The organism is Bacteroides sp. 1001302B_160321_D4, from assembly GCF_015667765.1.
GTDB classification, from domain to species: Bacteria; Bacteroidota; Bacteroidia; order Bacteroidales; family Bacteroidaceae; genus Bacteroides; species Bacteroides xylanisolvens.
In genome coordinates, this window is sequence record NZ_JADPLO010000061.1 from 16,857 (window position 1) to 37,915 (window position 21,059).

General features: G+C 36.4%; 22 protein-coding genes. 18 read left to right on the forward strand and 4 right to left on the reverse strand.

The features are described 5' to 3' along the window. Positions 1–7 precede the first annotated feature (7 nt). From KFO40_RS20115 to KFO40_RS20130, 4 genes are all read right to left on the reverse strand, one after another. Positions 8–1,285, reverse strand: a complete 1,278-nt coding sequence (locus KFO40_RS20115) for a toprim domain-containing protein (protein ID WP_005783182.1) — start codon at positions 1,283–1,285, stop codon at positions 8–10. A gap of 4 nt (positions 1,286–1,289) precedes the next feature. Next, positions 1,290–2,507: a nucleotidyl transferase AbiEii/AbiGii toxin family protein gene (locus KFO40_RS20120; RefSeq protein ID WP_227793936.1), complete on the reverse strand. Its 1,218-nt coding sequence runs from the start codon at positions 2,505–2,507 to the stop codon at positions 1,290–1,292. Beyond that, positions 2,497–3,246 (reverse strand): hypothetical protein, encoded by a 750-nt coding sequence (locus KFO40_RS20125; RefSeq protein ID WP_005783186.1) that lies wholly within the window; start codon positions 3,244–3,246, stop codon positions 2,497–2,499. The genes KFO40_RS20120 and KFO40_RS20125 overlap by 11 nt, the downstream gene beginning before the upstream one ends. Before the next feature lie 136 nt (positions 3,247–3,382). Beyond that, complete coding sequence (locus KFO40_RS20130) at positions 3,383–3,982, reverse strand: recombinase family protein (protein ID WP_005783188.1); 600 nt, start codon at positions 3,980–3,982, stop codon at positions 3,383–3,385. Between the two features lie 96 nt (positions 3,983–4,078). Between KFO40_RS20130 and KFO40_RS20135 the strand changes: the two genes are divergently transcribed. The 18 genes from KFO40_RS20135 (at position 4,079) to KFO40_RS20220 (ending at position 21,022) form a co-directional block, all read left to right on the forward strand. Beyond that, a complete protein-coding gene (locus KFO40_RS20135; protein WP_005783228.1) occupies positions 4,079–4,642 on the forward strand; it encodes a conjugal transfer protein TraO in 564 nt (187 codons plus the stop codon). Between the two features lie 211 nt (positions 4,643–4,853). Beyond that, entirely contained in the window at positions 4,854–5,240 is a 387-nt protein-coding gene (locus tag KFO40_RS20140) for a hypothetical protein (RefSeq protein ID WP_032585258.1), read from the forward strand. A 94-nt stretch (positions 5,241–5,334) separates the two neighbouring features. Continuing rightward, positions 5,335–5,616, forward strand: coding sequence for a hypothetical protein (locus tag KFO40_RS20145; RefSeq protein ID WP_172885953.1), 282 nt, complete (start codon positions 5,335–5,337; stop codon positions 5,614–5,616). Positions 5,617–6,025: 409 nt separating this feature from the next. After that, the gene (locus KFO40_RS20150; protein ID WP_032541958.1) at positions 6,026–8,641 is read left to right on the forward strand and encodes a DUF3875 domain-containing protein; all 2,616 of its coding nucleotides are present in this window, start codon (positions 6,026–6,028) and stop codon (positions 8,639–8,641) included. After that, positions 8,634–8,852, forward strand: coding sequence for a hypothetical protein (locus KFO40_RS20155; protein WP_005783216.1), 219 nt, complete (start codon positions 8,634–8,636; stop codon positions 8,850–8,852). The genes KFO40_RS20150 and KFO40_RS20155 overlap by 8 nt, the downstream gene beginning before the upstream one ends. Positions 8,853–8,867: 15 nt before the next feature. Continuing rightward, a complete protein-coding gene (locus KFO40_RS20160; protein ID WP_005783214.1) occupies positions 8,868–9,467 on the forward strand; it encodes a hypothetical protein in 600 nt (199 codons plus the stop codon). An 8-nt stretch (positions 9,468–9,475) separates the two neighbouring features. Then, complete coding sequence (locus KFO40_RS20165; RefSeq protein ID WP_005783212.1) at positions 9,476–10,528, forward strand: type IV secretion system protein; 1,053 nt, start codon at positions 9,476–9,478, stop codon at positions 10,526–10,528. Between the two features lie 6 nt (positions 10,529–10,534). Further along, positions 10,535–11,164, forward strand: coding sequence for a hypothetical protein (locus KFO40_RS20170; RefSeq protein WP_005783210.1), 630 nt, complete (start codon positions 10,535–10,537; stop codon positions 11,162–11,164). A gap of 7 nt (positions 11,165–11,171) precedes the next feature. Next, complete coding sequence (traM, locus tag KFO40_RS20175) at positions 11,172–12,482, forward strand: conjugative transposon protein TraM (protein WP_032541957.1); 1,311 nt, start codon at positions 11,172–11,174, stop codon at positions 12,480–12,482. Positions 12,483–12,657: 175 nt separating this feature from the next. Further along, a complete protein-coding gene (locus KFO40_RS20180; protein WP_005783204.1) occupies positions 12,658–13,740 on the forward strand; it encodes a DUF4138 domain-containing protein in 1,083 nt (360 codons plus the stop codon). A gap of 5 nt (positions 13,741–13,745) precedes the next feature. Further along, positions 13,746–15,557 carry a DUF3945 domain-containing protein gene (locus KFO40_RS20185; RefSeq protein ID WP_005783203.1) on the forward strand — a complete coding sequence of 604 codons (1,812 nt, stop codon included), beginning with the start codon at positions 13,746–13,748 and terminating at the stop codon, positions 15,555–15,557. Between the two features lie 50 nt (positions 15,558–15,607). Then, a complete protein-coding gene (locus KFO40_RS20190; RefSeq protein WP_005783201.1) occupies positions 15,608–15,796 on the forward strand; it encodes a hypothetical protein in 189 nt (62 codons plus the stop codon). 3 nt (positions 15,797–15,799) lie between these two features. Then, positions 15,800–17,110 carry an ArdC family protein gene (locus KFO40_RS20195; RefSeq protein WP_195196289.1) on the forward strand — a complete coding sequence of 437 codons (1,311 nt, stop codon included), beginning with the start codon at positions 15,800–15,802 and terminating at the stop codon, positions 17,108–17,110. A 3-nt stretch (positions 17,111–17,113) separates the two neighbouring features. Continuing rightward, a complete protein-coding gene (locus tag KFO40_RS20200) occupies positions 17,114–17,410 on the forward strand; it encodes a single-stranded DNA-binding protein (RefSeq protein ID WP_005783197.1) in 297 nt (98 codons plus the stop codon). Next, positions 17,410–19,365, forward strand: a complete 1,956-nt coding sequence (locus KFO40_RS20205) for a type IV secretory system conjugative DNA transfer family protein (RefSeq protein WP_005783195.1) — start codon at positions 17,410–17,412, stop codon at positions 19,363–19,365. The genes KFO40_RS20200 and KFO40_RS20205 overlap by 1 nt, the downstream gene beginning before the upstream one ends. Positions 19,366–19,402: 37 nt before the next feature. Beyond that, complete coding sequence (locus KFO40_RS20210) at positions 19,403–19,882, forward strand: hypothetical protein (RefSeq protein WP_005783194.1); 480 nt, start codon at positions 19,403–19,405, stop codon at positions 19,880–19,882. 204 nt (positions 19,883–20,086) lie between these two features. Further along, a complete protein-coding gene (locus KFO40_RS20215) occupies positions 20,087–20,527 on the forward strand; it encodes a beta-barrel fold lipoprotein (protein WP_161800201.1) in 441 nt (146 codons plus the stop codon). Between the two features lie 3 nt (positions 20,528–20,530). Beyond that, on the forward strand, positions 20,531–21,022 hold the full coding sequence (locus tag KFO40_RS20220) for a PH domain-containing protein (RefSeq protein ID WP_005783190.1): 492 nt from the start codon (positions 20,531–20,533) through the stop codon (positions 21,020–21,022). The last annotated feature ends 37 nt before the right edge of the window (positions 21,023–21,059 follow it).

The window sequence follows — 21,059 nt, forward strand, 5'->3', positions numbered from 1 at the left end:
GGAAAAATTATAATGCCTGCTCAATATTTTTCCCGATTGTTTGCCTATCATTTTGGGCTAGCTTTATGTCGCTTAGTCCGGGAGTATCAGAGAGCAGACCGAAGATCTTCTGGACTGCTATCATCGTTGGAGCCGGTGCGGATCCTTTCAGTTCGTCTATTATTTTAGGGGAAGGGATATACCCTTCATCCTTCAGCCCGGCGATCCGGGTAAAATCGTTTTTTTTTATGGCATCTTGGAACTCACATTCCTTGCCTTTTGATATGGATGCTTGTAGATCATCGTTCCAATCACTGTTTACCGATAACTCCACGTTAGGCAGTTGAAGAACTTTATCCTTCAGTTCTTCAACTGGCAGACCTTCAATATTGGGTAACTCTTGACCTTTTAAGAATGTATCTAGCTTCAGCGCATATTTATAGCCGTTGCTATCATTGTCAAATATATAAGTAACCTGATCGGTTATATTATTAATATTTTGCTTTGACAGGAGCAGCTTTATAACGCCCATTTGTCCCTGTGTGATGTTCCCTTCAGTGCTGATATATAAGATGTTCTTTTCGGTATTCAGAAGCTTCATTTGATAATGGGACGCAGCATCGATCATGCTTTCACTGATATATATATGCTCTATTGGTCTTGTCTTGTCATGCTTAGACACTACGATACTATCGTATTTGTTGCCTGATATGCCTTTGAAGCTCTTGCCGTCTTCAGGTCTTATCCCCCTTTGGGAAATACCCTGAAAGCCGTTTTGGTTAATAAGTCTGGTACAGGTATTATTATAGACTTTTCCATCTTTCCGGTGTTCCCTAGAGGTGAATACCCCGGAAAATACCGGTGAAGATAGTGTATCTTGAGTAATTCCTCTCTTTTGCAAGAAATCCCCTTGATAGGGTTTCAGTTGGCTGTTCAGGAACGCCAGCTGATTAGGATCTAGTTTTGCGTTGCTAACTCCAAACCGGCTATCTTGAGATAATACGACTTCTTTATTGTTTACATAGTTCTGAACGGCTTCCCCGGCTTCTCGCAGGCTAGGCATTCTCCCGGTCTGGTCGTAGATATGCTTCTGCATTAGATCTATGATAGTCTTTCCTCGTGCTTCTCCGTGAACGTCCCAATAGGTATAGTAATCCTTACTATTCTTCTTGATAATAACGGTATCGGATCCGTTGCTCATCTTAGGGGACGAGTTGGAAGATCCGGAAACAAACTTCCAGCCTAAATAGAGAAAAAACTCCGGAAGGGAAACATCCCTTTTCAGTTTGTCAAAGTCTACTTTCATAACGTCAGATTTTTAGGTTATTACTTTTATCTTTACCTAGCCCTACATTATCGCTTTGGGCTAGTTTGATGTTGCTTAATCCGGGAGCGTCAGAGGACAGACCGAAGATCTTCTGGACTGCTATCATTGTTGGAGCCGGTGCGGATTTTTTCAGCTCGTCTATTATTTTAGGGGAAGGGATATACCCTTCATCCTTCAGCCCGGCGATCCGGGTAAAATCGTTTTTTTTTATTGAATCTGAAAAAATAGAATCGGTTATTTGTTGCTGTGTTCTTATGATGATAGGATGATCCTGTATGTTATTCAGGATCTCCTTATCAGAAAACAAAAGATCCGGCTTATATTTCCCAGCGTAGAAGTTTGACAGGTACAGTTCCTCTGAAGGCTCTAATTTCATTAGCGAAGATACGAAATCAGCCACCTTATCGTTGATCTCCTGCATGGGATATTTTCCGCTGTTGGTATGCATCATCGGAAGTAGCTGCTGCCTTATCTCCGTAAAGGTCACATTCTCTATGCTTTGTTTTGGATCAGCCTTTAACATTTCCTTATTCTCCGGATTGCCAAGAGAAGAGTAAAAAACAATGGATTTCCTTAAAAGATCCCTTTCTTCTTTGCTCGTCAATATATCAGAGGATGCAAGGGAGAAGAGGTCATATATATCTCTAGGCTTACATCTTTCATAGAACGCCTTTATCTTTCCTGCAAACAATTCGATAGGATTGACGTAGTTTACTACAAATGAAGTCTTGTTCTCTCTGATGAAGGGAAACTCAATAGATTTAACTTCCGGTTTGAATATATGGGATCGATTATGATAGTTTATATCTAGTTTTATCTTATCTCCGCTTCCTGTCACCGTATTATAGTGCAAAGAGAGAGAATCTAGGGTAAAATTACTTCTTTCGGTCTTCCTATACCCGTTCTGCTGGAAATAGCTATCTAAAGCCTTGTTGATTTGTTCTCTCTCCGCTAACATATCCTCTTTAGATACGTTTTTAGAGAAATCAAGATCCAGATCGACAGAAAGCCGGGGAAGATCGAAAACAAGCAGGTTTATAGCCGTTCCCCCCTTCAGTAACAATTTACCGCTAAACTCCGGCTGATTGTTAAGGTCATTGAGGATATTGGATAATCGCATAACTTTCTCTATTCCAGCAACCGTAAAATTATTTTCTTTTGCTAGTCTAGTGATTTCTTCTTGTGTATAATCAAAACTCATAATATACTCCTTTCTCTATTTCTTTCATTACATCTTTAGGCGCACATACATTCCATTCCTTGAAATAGGTATCACAACGGGAAGGATTTGTAAGGTAACTTGTTGTATTACCCATCTTCTTTTTACATACATCGAAGAACATATCCGATAGGTTTAGTTGTTCCTGAAGCTGGGACAGGATGAATCCTGTACGTTGATACAGGCTTTTCTTTTGGTATAGCTTCAGGCATTCTAACATATCTTCTTCTATTACGGAATCCGGATCAACCTCGATTAAGGCAAATAACAGTTCTTCAATGCCACCGGCTAAGCCTATATTGTTTAAGCAGTCAATTATGGTTTGGCTGATTGATGTAACCGTGATAGGATAGCCGGTATCTTTTTTTGTAACCAATGGTTTGTATATAAACTGCAAAGGCTTATATACATAACGCTGGTTCAGGTACTCAAAAGACCGGAAGGGAGTAGAACTGTGCACATAAAGCCAGTTAAATTCCTGTGTCTGTAACATATAGAACTCTAATGCAGAATGATAAGCTAGGCAACCATTATCAACGGAATTGCAAGCTATCTGATACTTGTTCTGTATGTTAGCCGGCAAATATACTCCCCGGCGAATATGTGATAACAAACCTCGCTTTTTCCAGTTGTAAAGACGGGATTTCATGGTGTTATATCCTACTGGTTGATCTATGCTTATCATGCCTGTTTCTTTATATTTAGATATTATATTACTCATTTTACTTAGAATTTATTTCAAAGATATCAAATTTGATAGTATTGAGCAAATTTCTAAGTATATTTTTTATATTTAAACTTGATATTATCAGTTAGTAGACAGATAATTAAGAATATACTTTCGGAAAAATATTCTCTTATCTTTTTCTGCCCTGTATGTTAATCCCTTCTATCCTTAGATACTTGTATAGGGTAGCTCTGGAAACTCCTACTATCCGGCAAACATCATCTATCGTGCCTATTTCATTTTGTAGATACTTGGTGTATTCTATAGCCGCTAGTTTAGCTTTCCTTTTAGCTTGATCTGTTAGACCGGGCTTGCGTCCTCCTATTCGTCCTTTTGCCTTTGCTGAAGTCAAACCGGCTATTGTACGCTCGGAAATTATATTTCGCTCCATTTCTGCAATACAGCATAAAAGATGAAACGCAAACTTTCCGATTGGTGTTGATGTATTTAATTGCTCTGTTAGACTAATTAGAGCAATGTTTTTCTTTTCAAGAGCTTCTTGAAGTTTTATAAGTTCGCAGGTTCTTCTTCCTAATCGGTCTAGTTTCCACACGATAAGCTGATCTCCTGTTTTTAATTTTGCAATTAAAGCATCTAAAACAGGCTTATTTTTATTCTTTCCAGATATTTTTTCTTCACAGATGTGATCCACTCCGTATAAACGTAATGCGTCCAGTTGGAGATTTAAGCATTGATCCGGAGTTGATACACGTGCATAACCATATTTCATAATTTTTACGGCAAAAGTAGCACGTACATAGCCTTTGAAAAATATAGAGAAGGTGATTTTTGAATTTATTAAAACGAACCTTTTTTTAAACTGAATATGAGATTATTAAAATTAACTTTATTACTAGTGTTATGTGCATGTACACATAGTGTTTATGCACAACGGCATTATGTAGGTATTTCAGCCCTAGAAGTAAACTATGGATTGAATATTTTTGGTAGGAATAATACTAACTTAAACCTTTCAGTATCAAAGTATAGGAGTCGAACAACTTACTGGAAAATAGGTTTGAACTATTTTGAAAAGTCTTATAACTACAGTTATGAAAGCAATACTGCGGAAGTTCCAACGATAGTTTCTTTTAGCTCTACAGCAAAAGATTACTATATTGATGCTGCTTATTTCAAAACAGTTGCGACAAATCTTTCTTCACTTTATTTTAGCCTAGGTCTAGGTCTTTTTACAGGTGTAGAAGCGTACAAGAGGCAGGATAATAAGTATGATTTCTTACTTGGTTTAAAGATCGAGCCTGAATTAGAATACTTTGTATCTCCACGAGTTGCGATACTTGGACGTGTTAAGCAGTATTGGAGTCCGTTTAGCTATGCAAGCAAATGGAATACAGTCTGGAATCTTGGTGTTAAAGTCCTTATTTATTGATTATGATATTATTATCAGCTGATGTAAGCGCATTGATTGACTTATTCAAACAATGTGGCGAAATGCTAGCCGGTGTCGGATTTGTCTGTGCAGGTCTTGCGGTTATAAAAAAAATAATAACTAATCATGAGAAAATGAAAGAAGCTATAATTACGTATATCGTTGCATTAGTAATATTTATACTAATATGGTCGCTTATATAAATATACAAATGACTGAATATCTAGCCACTAATTATTCATTATTTGATCTGGCGATAGTTACGATAGTTATTGTTTCAATTCTAATTTTAGGATTGGTCTATTTTTCCGGAAGTAAAAAGAAAACGGAGTGTACAGCTTCACTATCAGTTGAAGAAGAAAAATCTGATTCTGATCTAGTTTTATCTCCACGCATAACAATAGTTTTTCAAAAGGATCTTTCAGATGATGAAGAATTAAGTAGAGAGATAGCGGATATGTATATTTCAAACCGGGCGTACTATTATGCTGGTAAGATACCACCATTCCAGCATCAAGTACTTTCGGAAAAATCAGATGATGTTTTTGTCAAATATGAAAGTGTTGATTTTTCCGCTTTAAGCAAGATTGATATATAAATAACATGTATAAAATAACAATTAAAATTTTAAGATTATGGTACAAGTTTTGAAAAAGAGTGTAGATTTTGTTAGTGTACACAAGCGTATTATTATGATTTTAGGGCTTTTCCTGCTGACTTTTGTTGTTGTTCCTCAAGTTGTAGAAGCCCAAAGCGCATTAAAAATTAGCAGTTTGTCCGATGTTGAATCGAAAGCGCAAGAAGGTTCTGATACGATTCTTAATATCGCAAAGTATGTATTAGCTGCCGTGCTTGGCATAGCTTTAGTATTTGTGATCTATTCCCTTGCAACGAATAATCCCCACGCCAAGGAGTATCTGCTCGGCTGGATCATTGCGGTTGCGGTTATTATGGTAGCTTTCCTTATTATCTGATTAATGAGGACTATAAGAAAGATAAATAGACCAATTAAGTTCTTTGGCTTAACGTCGGGACAATTTGGTCTATTTATGTTGGCAAATGCTTTGATTATAATTGTTTGCATATTTAAGCATGTGCATCCGGTAATCATAGTTAGTGTCATGGGAGCTATATTCTTTGCTTCAGGTATCTTATTCAAGAACCTAAAACGGGAACATAAAGCTGGCAATCCGGATTATCTAACTGGCTTATCGGTTAGATCTGCAACCCCTAAACAGATAATAGATAAACATAAGGTATTCAATTTTATAATGAAGCAGAAATGATCTTGAAATCCTGCGGAATACGTGATACAGATTAAGGCTGTCGCTTTTTCTTGCAGAGAGTTTATATCTACTATGTGGTAACTAATTACAAAATAAAATGATAGGATTTATTATTATATCGGCATTATTACTGTGTGGTGTCATTACATTACTCGCCATACTTTTTATGCGTCCTTCTGAAGTTCCTATATCTGATAAATCAATAGATCTTTCGGCTGTACTACCGATCCAGACCATAACGGATAGCGTTATAGTAAACGGTAGCGGAGATTTAACCATTGGATACAGATTGTTTCTTCCGGAAGTATTTACTCTTTCGCAGGAAGATGCAAAATATATACATGAGAGGTTAGAGGGGCTTTTTAAGATGTTACCTCCTGCAACGGTGGTGCATCAGCAGTGCTTTTACTATGTAAGCCAGTATAAGAACAATGACTTTTCTGTTAATCCATTGAAAGCGGAAAGTATTAAACACTTTAATAACAAGCAAATAATAAACTGCTATACAAATTTGTATATCACTTTTGCCAATACAGATTTGAAAAAGGGAGTGCGAAAAAAGGCTTCTAATACATCGCTGCTTAAAAAACTCAATTATCCTTTTAAACAGCCCTACAAGAACTATGAAGAAAGGTTATCAGAGATTGAACCGAAAATCTTGAATTTTGAAAATGGGTTATCTTCTATAACTCAATTTGAGATAAAGAAGATGGATAGTAAAGACTTAAATAATGCTGTCTTTGATTATCTTAATCTCTCGTATGCTAAACCAACAAAAGACGCTACTCAAGAAACAGTTAGCCCAATTATGGTAACTCCTAGCGGTGATCTGAAGGTTGGACAAGAATATTTAGCGATGCTTTCTCTTACCGTGGAAGGGGAAAATCTTTATGAGCTGAATGTACCCAATACGGGTAAATCAAAAGCGTATGGAAGTACGATTGAGCTTCCGGAGAATATACAGTCTAAATGTTCTATGTTGTACCCGGTTGGACTAGGTTTGCCTTTCGATCACATTGTAAATGTTGTGATAGAAATAACAGATACAGATACTACGCTAACGGCTATTAATGCTGAAAAAAACGGGCTAAACTATTTGACTAACTTTTATCCTCCGGCTAAAGACAAGCAAAAACAGCAAGAACTTTTCTGTAAAGAAATTACGGATTTTGATTATCAAACAGCTTATACAGCTTTTAATGTGATTATCAATGATCCGGATCGTTCTTCTCTAATTCGGAAAATTTCATTGGCACAGCAGGGATTTAGTTTTATGAACCAAAGTTCTTGTTATGTCGAGAATGCGGAGTTGTGCAATTTATTTTTTTCTAATATACCGGGGAATGCTCGGAGCAATTATAGGGGATTTATCAATACGACCAAACAGGCGATTTGTTATTTGCAAAAAGATAGTATTTATATTTCTGATCTGCAAGGGCATTTGTATAATGACCGATTCGGAAATCCTGCATTGATAAATTTATGGAATAACAAGGCTTTAAACAATAGAAATAAAATAGTAATCGGTCCGTCCGGCTCCGGAAAGTCTTTTTGGCTAAACAACTATATTTATCAGTCTTATTCTTTGGGTAATGATATTACAATTATTGACATCGGTGGATCTTACAGGTCTATGATTAGCCTGCACCGAGGTAAATATTTTGATTCTACAAATCAGAAACAGTTTGCTTTTAACCCGTTCTTGTGTGAACGTGATCGGAATGGTAGATATATTTATATTGATACTTCAGATGCAGAAGCAGCCGAGGATCTTATTAAAACGATCTGTGCTCTTTTATCCTATATCTGGAAACAAAATAAGCCTATCGATCCCACCGAGAAAGCTATTCTTAGAAAATCAGTGATCGCATTTTATGAGTATGTAAATAATTCTTCTGTTGATGGAACAAATGAAAGGATTTTTCCTAATCTGATAGAATACCGGAATTTCTTGCGAGATGTATTTATTTACAAAATGACTGACTTTGAAAAACGTAGATTTGAGATAGAGGAAGTGCTTTTACTACTAGAACCTTACACGGATGGAGAACTATCCTTTTTGTTGAACGCAACTGAAAATATTGATATAGTTAACGATGATTTAATTGCGTTTGATATGGAAGACGCAGCAAAGAAGGAGTATTTTCCTTTGGTAGCGATTATCACGCTTCAAATGGTTATCGATAAGATCAAGAAGCGTGAAGGAGTTAATAAGGAATTGATTATCGATGAAGCCCTAGACTTTTTAAGTGATGATAAGTTTGGTGATTTTATCGCCTATTTGTATCGTACATTCCGTAAAAAAGACGGGGCTATAACGATAGCTGCCCAAAATGTACTGTTCCTGAAGAACTGTCCACCGGCGATCAAGGATTCAATACTTATAAACTGTGATACTAAAGTAATACTGGATCATTCAAGTTATAGAAAGGAGTTGCCCAATCTGCGAGATATTCTTTCTATTTCAGAAGAAGAACTAGTAATGATAGATAGTCTGCAAAATAGGGATGATGAGATCAAGTGGAGAGAGTTCTTCATTAAATTGGGAAACGAAACCTATGTTTTTCGCAATGAAGTATCTGAATTTGCCGCTGTCGCTTTTGATTCAAGACAATCGACTGTGGTTAGGCTCAAACAGCTTTTTGAGGAAACAGGATCTACTTATGCTGCTATTAACCGGTATTTAGAAGAAAGGAGAAAAAAATATGAATGATGCTGTAGAAGGATTGAACCAGATAAAAGGATGGTCGGGAGAATTTAACAATACGTCTTTTAGTGTGGCAGGGTATATCACCGCTGCAATGTTAGGCGTTTCTCTGATTTTTGTAGTCTGGGCTTTAGCTACAAAGAAAGATAATGCAAGAACATATCTAGTCGCTTGGTTTGTGGCTTTGATATTTGCGATAGTGTTTATTCTGCGATAATAAATTTATAATATTATGAAAATAAAGATACTCTTATTTTTTTCTGTGTTGCTGTTAAGTAGCTCTTTTTCTGTTCAAAAGGCTAGTGCGCAATGGGTTGTTAATGATCCGGCTCACATGGGAATGAACCTTGGCGAATGGGGAGCGAATGCAGCGCAATGGGTTAAGCAGCTTAATGAAATGATTGATGCTGCACATATACGAGAAAATTTACAAAAGATAGACCAACTACGCCAACTACAATCTTTAGTAGAACTTGCTGAACTGTTGGATGATGTAGCTTGTCTAAGTAGTGATTACCGTTTTTATATGAATATAGGCGGTAGCTATCATTGTTTAAAGTTTTTAAACTTCCAACAAGTTACGGTAAACCTTAATTTGAGCACAGATCTATTATTTAAGGTTGCTACTGTTTCCGACTATTTCAGCATGAATAGTGAGGGAAGAATGTCCTTTGTCGGACAGGTAAGAGAAGCCTTAGAAACGGCTTCTGCTGAAATGAAATCTTTTAATGAAATAGTAAGAAGTGAGATCATAAAAGATGCAAGTCGAAAACATGTAGGGAAAACATATTATAGCGGAAATTTATCTGCTTTTAGTCGATATACTAATTAATTAGCCTTATGAACGGACAAGATACTTTTTTATGGGGATTGCAGATTAATGATTCCCTTACAACAGAATTAACTGCGCAAATGACGGTAATTGCGCTTGGTGTAGCAGTTATTTGTTTCATCTGTAATATAGCTTATAATTACCTATATCATGGTGTTAGTCAGCTTTTAACATCGGATGAAAATAAGTTTCCGGATTTGATGGAAATAGCTCGCTGTTTTGCTTTAATATTCTGTCTTTCGCTATATACACCTATCGCAAAAACTGTCGTTGGAACCCTTGAAGTAATAAATGAAGCAACATCTTTAAGTTCAGTCCGGGCACAGGAGTTTGCGGCTTTTCTAGACAGATCAGCGGAAGAACAGCACACCATGATAGCCGATAATGAAAAAACGGCACTTGAAGCGGAAGTCGCTGCGGGGGAAGATCCGGAAGGTGCTATGAATAAAGAACTACAAAATATAGATCAAGGTAATAAAATAGATGAAAGTGCATCTACATTGAAACAAATCTCCCAAATATTAAATCCTGCCAATTTCGCAGCAATGCTCTTACATGCTCTAGCCGCACTGCTGGTCGGGATTGTACAAATTATCATATTGGGTTTGGGCGTTGTCATTGTAAAGATCCTTGTCATATTAGGTCCCTTCGTTTTTGCTTTTTCCATTCTACCGGTATTCCAAAAGCAGCTGTCTAATTGGTTTGGTACACTGTGTTCCGTTGGTATGGTATTTACTGTGATTAATATTTTAAATCAGATAATGTGGTTTACATTTAAGTCAATTTATGATTCTGACGCATTCAACGCAGTAGATGAAGCGACAAAACAGCTACAATATTTAGGCATGGATCTTGCTTTGATCGGTTCTTATTGTTGTTGTTTCTGGTTGGCAAGTAAGATAGTCGGTCATGGTGATGCCGGTAGAATCATTTCTAAAACGGTATCTATTGTAACTGCTGCTGCAACGATGGCGATTGCAGGATCAGCGATAGCAGGGGGGGCTACAAATGTAGGGGCTGCTGCTTCATTAGGTAAAAGTGTTATAGATAACGAAGAATAAATAAATATGAATCTTACAAAATTTAAAACAGTGGATCAGGCTTTTAAAACAACTGTGATTGTTGCATCTTCTTGTTGTCTGATTATGGGTATTGCATTTACTGTCTGTTTCTTCTATTTGTCAAACAAGATAGATGCGGCTTATACGAAGGCTTTAGTACTTGATACTTCAGGACAGGTTTACGATGTTGCAGCCATTGAATCCGCAGCGATGCGAAAGTATGAATATGAAAATCATATCAAAACATTTGTTTCGCTGTGGTACTCCTTCGATGAAAGCACTTATGAGAATAACGTAACATTAGCTCTTAATTTGATTGGTAATCGAGGAAAAGAGCTTTACAACGAATATAACGATATTAATATGCTTAATTCTTTGATTCAGAAAAATATACGCTATGGCGTTATAATCAAGGATATACATATCAATATGCAAACAGTTCCGATATCCGGGGATATACTGTTTACGCAAACCGGCTATCGTGCTAGGGGGAGCGTAGCACGTGATATTTCTGTGAACTTTACTCTATATGATGTATCTCGATCACGTGAAAACTCTCACGGTGTTAAAATCGAAAGCTGGGACGTTCGATATTCGGAACCACGAGAAATAACAGATGAAGAAAAATTAAAATAATGGAGCTATGGGAAACTTTTTAAGAGAAGCGTTGAAGGACAAAAACAAATTGTTAATGTTAGTACCTCTGCTTTTGGGCGTACTGTTTGTAATAGTTTTCTTTGGTAAAAAAGAAAAACCGGCTGAATCAGCATCCAATACAGAAGAAGTGAATCAGGCTTTTCTTGAACCGGACACAGAAGGAGAAAAGAAGATCGCTAATAAGGTAGATGCTTATAAACGTGAACAAGAAGAAGCTGCTCGTAAGAAACGTGAATTGGAAAAATCACAAGTAAAAGGAAGCGATTTCTATTTTGAAATGCAGACATCCGAAGACGAATACAACGAGAAAATGAAAGCTCGTATTGAAAAAATGAAGAAAGATCCATTGGACGAAGTTACTAGCGAATACAAGGAGCGAGGAAAAAAATCTAACAGTGCATTTTCTGATAAAATGCGCCAACAACTAAATGATATTGAGGATCAAGAAACCTTTAATCAGATAGTCAAGGAAGCAAAGAAAGAGGAAAGAATACGCAAAGAGCTAGAAGAAAATGCAAGATTCCGGGATGAAATGAGAAAGAAATATCAGGATCAAGCATCAGGAAAAGATATAGAGAAATCTCAAGAGAATATTTTTCCGAAAGTAAATGATTCTGTTCCTAAAGTTGAGAAAGCTTCAAAGCCGACTTTTATAGTGGAAAATGGAAAACGGCGTCGCCGGTCACAGTTTACTATTGACCAAAAAGTCAATCTTATCAAAGCTGCTATTTATGGAGATCAGACCATTGTTAGTGGAAGTGCTGTCCGGATGCGCTTGTTAGAGCCTTTATGGGTTGGTGGCGTTGAGATCCCTGCAAATACGATCTTCTACGGAAATGCTAGTGTCGGCTCTACTCGTTTGAAAATTACGGTAGAGAACATACGATATGGGAAATATATAAGTCCTGTCGCTTTTACTATTTATGATTCTGATGCGATTGAGGGATTGAATTTACCCAATAACATGAAAGCTGAAGCTGCTCGAAAAATGGAACAGGGCTTGCTTCAAGGCGTGCAGCTTCCGATTTCTTCTATTGGCACAGTAACAAGTGAGGTAACTAGTGCGATCACAGCCACTACACAGGTTACTAGACAAATTTTAAATCAAAGCCTTTCTCAAGTAAAGGTTCATTTAAAAGCTAACTATAATATGTATATCAAGGAAGAAACTAATGAAGACAGAAAAAAGAGAGAGGAAGAAGAAGCTGAAATAGAACGTCTGTATAGAGAAATGCAGATGCAGCAGAATGAACCAAAGAAAAAGAATCCTTTAACCCAACTAATTGAAGCATTATAATGATAATTGATATACTTAATTTTATGGTAGCTGTAGCTACTGTATTTTTGGCTTATAGGTTCTTTATAGAACGCTCTAAAGGGAAAAAGATAGCAGAAATGAAAGTACTGATGTATAGTTTAATATCTTGTTTCGTTCTGCTTTGGATTATAAATATTTTTATTGGTTTTGTAAAATGAAAACATTGCTTTTTATATTAATCATGTTTTGTGTTCCATTCTCCATTTCTGCACAGGAAAAAAAAGAACTGGACTCCCAAACAATTTATGTTTCGTTTGATAAAACGAAACATATAGTACTTCCTGCACAAGTAAGTGACATTTCGTATGGTCGTGAAGATTATGTAAAAGTGGAACGGGTGGATAATGTTCCTAATGTTGTCCGCATAACGGCACAGGAAGAAGATTTTTCAGGAACGACAAACCTTATCATAGTTTGTACAAACGGGAATGTCTATTCTTATAAAATATCCTATCTGTTACCGGGAATGACGGATCACTGCGGAAATATCGTATATGCCGGTGATGTGGATAGATCACGTTGTTATAACGTAATAGTCAATAATAACAATACTACAGAAATGTTTTTTCCAGCAGATGTGTTATATCTGAAACAAGGAAATGAAGAAGTTTTCGGGGTTGAGTATTATAATAATATGGTTAAAGTTGGTACAACTTTTGATGCCTTTGAACCTTCTAATCTGTTTGTTATCGATAAAGATCTGAATACCTATGAAATTACCTTGTTTAAAGACCATGCTCTTACTTACTCTTACAACTTTGACGATGGTCGCAAATATATTGCACACATTGATGTAAATAGCATAGAGATGGATAATCTTATCAATAAACTGCACTATAAAAAGCGTAATATCTTCAGCTTGGGAGTTATAAAAAATAAGTTTGAGATGTCCCTTGCAAACCTATATGTAAAAGATGATTTCATGTTTTTTGTATTTGATATAAAAAACTTCTCAAATATAGATTATGACGTTGATTTTATTAAATGCTTCCTTCGTGATCAGAAGAAGGTTAAGAACTCTATCCAGCAGGAAGTTCCGTATGATCCGGTAGAACAAAAAGACTTTGATAAAAAGATATTGGGCAAAAGCCAAAATCGCTTTGTCCTAGCATTCAATAAGTTCACTATCCCGGATGATAAGGTTTTTGAGATCGAAATGTTTGAAAGAGGTGGGGGAAGGCATATGAAATTATCTATATTGAATGAATATATATTGTCCGCTGAATTATTAAAATAATTGTCATGAAGCTACAAGAGGTTCTAACAGAATATCAATATAATAATGTCGGGCAATTTAGGGCGATTGCGGAAAGTTTAGGTTACAAAGAAGCCTATAACAAGGGTTCTTTGCTTTTTACCCGGAATGACGAAGTATTTCGTATCGATATGGATAAGATACGTTCACACACAAAGCGAGAACCGGATTTATCTGCGGAAAAGGCTTCTATGGATCGTGTTTGCCAGTTCTTTAATCGGGATCAGGCTTTATCTCCCGACTATAAAAGCGTATTAAAAAATGAAGGGGTTGATATTGTTAACTGGGGTGATCTAAAAAATGATGCCAAAGATCGTTTTACTGTGATCGATCATAAAAATAAAATCTGTTATACCGGAAAAGAACTATATGAGTATGCTTTGCAAAATGGTTACTCGTTAGACGGGAAAGGCACAAAGTTAGAGAAGGGTGTATTATCCGGATTAATGGATATCAATGGTAAACCAGCTAAAGTTCGGTTGCATGAACACGGTACTTCTATTATATATAGGAAGGAAGCGTTAACCATACCGGATCGCATTTACGGAAAGAAATTATCGAAGCAACAGAAGCAAGATCTACTTGATGGCAATGTGATAGTCTTGTCAACAAAAAAAGGAGATATACTTCTTCAGGTCGATAAGGATCTCAACGCTGTGGTGGTACGTTCGGAAAAAGAATTGTCTGTTCCTGCTAAAATTGGAGATTACGAATTGACCGCAGCAGATAAGTATCTTTTAGCGAATGGTCATTCTTTAGATAACAAAATGATCCACACTCCTGAAGGTTACATAATTACAGATATAGCTATGCTTCCGGATAAGAAAGGATATGCTTTCTCAAACATCCAGAAAATATCGGAAACAAAGGCACAGCAGATTTTACAGGCAAGAGAAATGGCAAAGGATAAAGAGTATCTTAATGATAAGCTAAAGGATATGCAGCGTACCGGAAAAATCGATATAGACGAGTTGAAGGATAAAAGGTATGAGCAATTAATAAACAGCCATTTTGCCACAGAACATAAGGAATACCTATCTTATCTGAAAGATGAAAATCCGGATAAAAACTATAATTATGATCTTGAAGCACGCATTAGGTTAAAGGCTGGGGATATGTTAGAAAAAGAAGGAATAATCGCCAAAGGTACAACTGAAAAGGAATTGAAAGAAGAAGGCTTTAAAGTCGAGAAGATCCGGGAACAATATCAGGAGAAAGTAACGGGTAAGGATCCTGTTCCTGATCGAGATCTTGACAAGGAGTTAAGAGAAGCCGTTGTCAAGAATGACTATGAAAAAATAGCTAGTTTGAAAGAGGAAGGTTACAAGCCTTCAGAGGAAGTTATTAGAGGTTTGGGACAAGATACAAAGATTGATCAGACGCAAGCTATCGTTATAGAAAAACTATTTGGGATGAAACCTGAAGTGCAAAAAGCGGAAGAAGTAACACAAGCAAAGGAAGAATCCAAAGAAGCAAAGGTAGAGCTTAATGCTGATCCTGCTAGTGCTAAGGTTTCTCCGGAACTAGATAAAGAATTTAAAGAAGCAGTAGAGAAAGGCGATTTTGTAAAGATGTCACAACTGAAGGAACAAGGCTATCAACCTTCCAAAGAGTTGATTCAGTCTTTGAATGAAACTGCATCTGGCAATACGATGATAGCCGTTCAGAAGATATTTAATCTGAAAGGCTCTGCTAATACGCTCGGAGATGTTAAGCTAGCACAAGGTCAACAAAGTGCAGAAAAAGATCTAAAGCGTCCTCTCGCCAATACGGTAAATAAAATGTTTGCCGATTTATAATTAATAGATTTTTCCGAAAGTAAAAATGTTATCACTTAAAAATAAATATCATGGAAGATTACAACAAATTGGTAGAAAAGAATCAGACTGGAGAGATTGACGATCTTGAATTTTTATTAGCTCAAGAAGATTTAGCGGCTCTCTACGTTGCGGATATGCAAGCTGAAGGAGTTAGCCCGAATGCGGAAAACGCTGCTGAATGGTTGCTAAAATATGAAAATGAACACCTTTATCAATAAGTCATGGATGGTCAGGCAAATGATAAGGCTCTGCAAAAATTTGCGGATCTTATGGTTAAGAAACTTACGGAAGTCGATGCGGATTGGCATAAACCTTGGTTTACAACAACAGGATATGGATTACCACAAAATATTGATGGGCGTGTTTATAATGGAATCAATTCCTTCATGCTTTTTCTTCTTCAAGAGGAACGTAGTTTCCAGACACCTGTATATATGACTTTTCCGCAAGCAAAGAAACAAGGGCTTCACATAAACAAAGGAGCATCGGCTTTTCCTGTCCTATTTTGGAATTTTATGATTAAAGACGATAAGGGGAATAAAATTTCGATGGATGATTATAAGGCTTTGACTAAGGAAGAGCAGAAAGAATATACCGTTATTCCTTATACTAAACCTTATCACGTGTTCAATGTTGATCAAACAAACTTTGCGGAAGTATATCCGGAACAATGGAAGGCATTGAAGGATAAATTTAGTTGTCCTAAATTGAAAGATGAGCAGGGAATGTTTTCATCGCCAGAGTTGGATCACATGATAAAACACGGTACATGGTTATGTCCTATTATTTCTTCTTTCTCTGACAAGGCTTTTTTTCGTCCTTCAGAGGACAAGATATATTTACCCCTTAAAGGTCAATTCTATACAGGAGAAGGATTTTATAGCACATTGTTACATGAGATGGCACATTCAACCGGTATAGATACCCGTTTAGGACGTGAAATGAAAAACATGTTTGGTGATCCCAAATATGCAAAAGAAGAATTAATCGCAGAATTTACCGCTGCTGTTTCTTGCCGTTCTCTAGGTATCGTTTCCGGAGTCCGGGAAGAAAACGCACAGTATTTAAAAAACTGGCTCGGAGCGATCAAAAAAGAACCTAAATTCCTCTATTCCGTATTAGTTGATGTAGGTAAGGCTAGCACTATGATTTTGAATGAAGTCTGCAAGTATGAGTTATTGAAGAAGGAAGAACAGGAAAAGCAACAGGAAGAATGCAAGCATATAGAGAATAAAAAAGTAGATGATAGCAAGGATTTTTCTGAAACCCGGAATGATGAAAAATTATCACCAGCTTTTAATATAGCTCTAGCTGCTGCGCTAGCCGGTTCGTTTAAGGAATTGGTTAACCTAAAGGAGCAGGGATATAAACTGTCTGCAAAGGAACTTGATGCGTTAAAGGATGCAGATCCGAAAATATATATTGCCGCACAGAATATATTTAATATAAAGTTGGATGATCCTACTTCTTCCCTACAATTTTCCGAATCAAAAAATAAAAATGAAGTCAAACAATTATCTTTAAATTTTTAGCGTATGTTTATAGGTCATGTTACGGGTTATCTTGGATCAGATGCCAAGAAAACACAGAAAGGTTATTCATTCAATGTTTCCACTAAATATAAAGAGGGAAACGAAGAAAAAACGTTGTGGATCTGTTGTTTCTTAAATTACGAAACAAAGGTTGCGGAGTTTTTAAAAACAGGAACTATGGTTCATGTGTATGGGGAAATCACTGTCGGTATCTTTAAGCGTGATACTGGTGATACAGTCCCTTCAGTAACTATGAGTGTAGATAAGGTTCAATTACTCTCTAGCAAGAATAAAGAATAATGGAACCAGCAAAGAAGGAATTATCATTTGTCTTTATATTGCTTTCCGTAATAATCGGGGGTGTGATAATCTTTCAGTGGGTTTTGGTGAATGATCTTTGTTCACCAAGCCCAGCTGTATTATTGCAGTTGGGAAAGTTTTTACGCAAAGCTATTATGTTTCGATTCCTATATGTAGTATTATTAGCTGGGTTGGCTTTCCTATTCCCTGTACAAAAGAGAAGAGATGAATCCTTGAAATATGTATATACTGCCACTACATTAATCTTAGCAATAGCCCTAATATTAGGCTTCAGTAATGTTCTATCATGGTACAATTTATTAGTTTTTCCGATAGTATTTATAGGATTTACAATACTAGTTATCCAAACAGCCGGTTTTTACCTTAAACGGCATGTGGTATCTGATAAATCTATCTTTGGTGTATCACATGAAAAATCAGAGTTTTATTTTGATTTTGAAACAGTAGAAGGAAATCTTAGAATCCATAAGCCACAGCAAAATCTTTATATTGACGGTGGTCCGGGATCTGGAAAATCGGAAAGCTGGATTAAAGGCATCATCTATCAATGTGCAGAGCGTAACTATGCCGGATTTGTATATGATTGGGAAGGAGATCCTAGTAAACCGGGTTCACCTATTTTGTCCCGGATCGCATACGGTAGTATAGAATATTTTAAGAGAAAAAATGTACCTACACCAGCCTTTGCTTTCATAAATTTTGTAGACATGTCCCGGACGGTTCGTGTTAATGTACTTTCGGAAAAATATGTCCCTAAAGGAAGCGAATCCTTGTTTATTCGTAATATCGCTACTACCTTAATGAAAAACCTTGAAAGTTCATGGAAGGAAAAAACTGATTTCTGGGCGAACAATGCGATTAACTATGTATATTCAATTGCTTATAAATGTTACAAAGAACGAGCAAAGGGAATAGGAACTTTACCCCATGTAATCGCTTTTGCATTATCAGATAGTGATCTGGTCTTTAAATGGCTCTCTGAGGATGCGGAAATTGCGCTAAACATGTCTTCCATGTTAACCGCATGGCGTTTAGGCGCACAGCAGCAGACCGCTGGTGCGGTATCTTCCGCACAGACTCCGCTTGTTTTGCTTAACAATAAATACATCTTTTGGGTTCTATCACCACTTCCGGAAGAAGAATATTCACTAGATATAACTAATCCGGATCATCCTACACTATTGTGTATAGGCAATGCTCCTTCAATTAAAGAAGCTGTATCTCCTCCTGTTAGTTGTATCGCTAGCGTTGTCATGTCGCAAATGAATAATCCCGGCAAACAAAAGAGCGTTTTTATGGTGGATGAATTTCCAACGGTAAATTTGCAAGGTATAGATGTATTTATAGGTACAGCACGTAAACACAATGTAGCTACAATCTTAGCCGTACAGGACTTTAATCAAGCAATCCGGGATTATGGAGAGAAAAGTGCAAATATCCTGCGATCTTCTTGTGGTAGCCAAGCCTATGGAATGACCGGTAACGAAAAGACAGCAAAGGATCTAGAAAATCTTTTGGGAGAAACGAAAGAAGCACAGGAATCGTTCTCACATCAAGAATCCGGTACTGGAAGCATGACCGAATCTCTGCAAAAGGAGAAAGTAGTAAAGGCTCGTGAAGTTGCCGGACAAAGTGTTGGTCACTTCATCGGAAAGGTCGCTGGCGGAAAACCACCTTATTTTAATACACAATTTAATATGTGTAAGTTTATAGATAAGGATATTCCGGCTTTTTCCAAACCTGTAAATTTGGGAGATGGCAAAGAAGAATTAGAGTATGATATAATGGAAGAAATAGTTAGTCAACATTATCTTTCAATCATTTCAAAAGTAAATGCGATCTTGGAAGATGTAAAGAATAAGACAGAAACGGACAATAAAAATAAGGAAAAAAACATGCCGAAAGATCATAATCATAAGGCATGGAAGGAATAAAAGAGGTATTTTTGTGAAAATATAAAAAAAATAATATATGAAAAGTAGGATATTGATAGTTTTATTATTTGCCTTATCTTCGTGTGGATCAACTGAATATGAAAAGGCAATAGCGGATTGGCTTCAAACCGATGAAAACGGTACTTGGACTGATCTTAAGTTTGAATTGATAGAGTTGCTTGACGAAAAAGATGTTACAGTTTCCGACAGCTTATTGTATTTGGATAGTAAAGCTGCTCAACAGGTACAGATGATAGAAAGAGCGGAGAATCCTCGTGCTTTGGTAAAACCGCTTTTCTCTGATTACACCAAGGCTAAAGATAATTTAAAATGGATAGAGAAAAAGAAAATGGAGTATAAGGATAGAGATAGTACGGAGGTGTTAGCCAAACTATTGAAATGCAAGTATGCAATTGTTCCACCTAGTTTAAAGGCTAGGCAGGAGAGAGTTGGCGAGTTTTTACTCGCTCCCGATATGAAAACGTGCTGGGGAAGGATGAAAGCTACGACTAAATAAGAAAAATATGAAGGTTCAGTTTTTTAAAGATTTTAGCAAGTTATCAGAAACGAGCGATTTGTTTATTGTAGAAACAGATCAATTTGGGTTTATTGATGGCAACGGCAATAGCTATTTTTGATAGCAGAGAAAATTTCTAGAAAGAAAAATATAAGGGTTTGTTTACTTTACATACACATGGATCTGAATTTAAAATATATAAAGATGATGAAAAAAATTAAGCTGCATTTGTTTGCGTTATGTGCTACTCTAGTATTAGTTTCTTGTGGTGGATCGGATGATGATCCTGTTTTTAATAATACATCTGCTGTATATAAGGTAGTATTAGAGGCTTCAGGGGATGATTATACAGCTGAAGCTATTATTATTAATCCGGATAACGTATCAATTATAGATGAAACAAGTAACACAGACCTAAAACAAAGTTCTGTAACGGAGTATTTTAGCGGACGGAAAGTTTATATAACCTCTAAAGAAGTGAAGGTTATTTCTGCTCAAGGGATTATTCTTAGCAAAAGTAAGTCCGGTGCTATATTGAAAATGACAGTGTATCAGGATGGAAAAGAGGTCTATCAAAATACAGTTTCCGTTCCGGATTCAGAGAATAATACAAAGTCTATACAATATACTAATATAAAGAACTAGATTATGGATAACCAAACGGCTATAACATTGAAGCCCAAACTAGGTTATTGGGTTTCAAAGTATTTTGTGATAATTGTTGTCGCATCTTTACTCCCGTTCTCTGCTATTTATTGGGATTTAGAAATGCCTGTACACTATGCGTTAATGGTGCTGTTTTTAGTCGTTTGGATTATGTTGTGTTACACATATATAGACACGCTGTTTGCTACAAAGTGGATTATTACTAAGGATGAACTGATTTTCAGGCATGGTATAATCTCAAGACGAGAGGAACATTTAGAATTATATAGAGTGATTGATTATTCAGAAAAACAAAATTTCTTGCAATTAGTATTTGGCAACAAGACAGTGAAAGTTATATCAGGTGATGCTTCCGATCCTATTTTATATATGTATGGGATTGATCGGAATATTCCTATTATAGATACTTTGCGTGATAGAGTCAAAATTGCAAGGAAAGAAAGCGGAATTTTTGAAGTAGCAAATAGATCTTGAAAAAGGAAAAAAACTTCAGTTTAAAAAAAGGTTCGTT

Coding starts and splice junctions, on each gene's coding strand:
- KFO40_RS20170 (WP_005783210.1), top strand. CDS start 10,535: ATGAATCTTACAAAATTTAAAACAGTGGATCAGGCTTTTAAAACAACT.
- KFO40_RS20150 (WP_032541958.1), top strand. CDS start 6,026: ATGATAGGATTTATTATTATATCGGCATTATTACTGTGTGGTGTCATT.
- KFO40_RS20125 (WP_005783186.1), bottom strand. CDS start 3,246: ATGAGTAATATAATATCTAAATATAAAGAAACAGGCATGATAAGCATA.
- KFO40_RS20185 (WP_005783203.1), top strand. CDS start 13,746: ATGAAGCTACAAGAGGTTCTAACAGAATATCAATATAATAATGTCGGG.
- KFO40_RS20115 (WP_005783182.1), bottom strand. CDS start 1,285: ATGAAAGTAGACTTTGACAAACTGAAAAGGGATGTTTCCCTTCCGGAG.
- KFO40_RS20190 (WP_005783201.1), top strand. CDS start 15,608: ATGGAAGATTACAACAAATTGGTAGAAAAGAATCAGACTGGAGAGATT.
- KFO40_RS20160 (WP_005783214.1), top strand. CDS start 8,868: ATGAAAATAAAGATACTCTTATTTTTTTCTGTGTTGCTGTTAAGTAGC.
- KFO40_RS20195 (WP_195196289.1), top strand. CDS start 15,800: ATGGATGGTCAGGCAAATGATAAGGCTCTGCAAAAATTTGCGGATCTT.
- KFO40_RS20135 (WP_005783228.1), top strand. CDS start 4,079: ATGAGATTATTAAAATTAACTTTATTACTAGTGTTATGTGCATGTACA.
- KFO40_RS20210 (WP_005783194.1), top strand. CDS start 19,403: ATGAAAAGTAGGATATTGATAGTTTTATTATTTGCCTTATCTTCGTGT.
- KFO40_RS20200 (WP_005783197.1), top strand. CDS start 17,114: ATGTTTATAGGTCATGTTACGGGTTATCTTGGATCAGATGCCAAGAAA.
- KFO40_RS20120 (WP_227793936.1), bottom strand. CDS start 2,507: ATGAGTTTTGATTATACACAAGAAGAAATCACTAGACTAGCAAAAGAA.
- KFO40_RS20140 (WP_032585258.1), top strand. CDS start 4,854: ATGACTGAATATCTAGCCACTAATTATTCATTATTTGATCTGGCGATA.
- KFO40_RS20220 (WP_005783190.1), top strand. CDS start 20,531: ATGGATAACCAAACGGCTATAACATTGAAGCCCAAACTAGGTTATTGG.
- KFO40_RS20205 (WP_005783195.1), top strand. CDS start 17,410: ATGGAACCAGCAAAGAAGGAATTATCATTTGTCTTTATATTGCTTTCC.
- KFO40_RS20215 (WP_161800201.1), top strand. CDS start 20,087: ATGATGAAAAAAATTAAGCTGCATTTGTTTGCGTTATGTGCTACTCTA.
- KFO40_RS20145 (WP_172885953.1), top strand. CDS start 5,335: ATGATTTTAGGGCTTTTCCTGCTGACTTTTGTTGTTGTTCCTCAAGTT.
- KFO40_RS20180 (WP_005783204.1), top strand. CDS start 12,658: ATGAAAACATTGCTTTTTATATTAATCATGTTTTGTGTTCCATTCTCC.
- KFO40_RS20165 (WP_005783212.1), top strand. CDS start 9,476: ATGAACGGACAAGATACTTTTTTATGGGGATTGCAGATTAATGATTCC.
- traM (WP_032541957.1), top strand. CDS start 11,172: ATGGGAAACTTTTTAAGAGAAGCGTTGAAGGACAAAAACAAATTGTTA.
- KFO40_RS20155 (WP_005783216.1), top strand. CDS start 8,634: ATGAATGATGCTGTAGAAGGATTGAACCAGATAAAAGGATGGTCGGGA.
- KFO40_RS20130 (WP_005783188.1), bottom strand. CDS start 3,982: ATGAAATATGGTTATGCACGTGTATCAACTCCGGATCAATGCTTAAAT.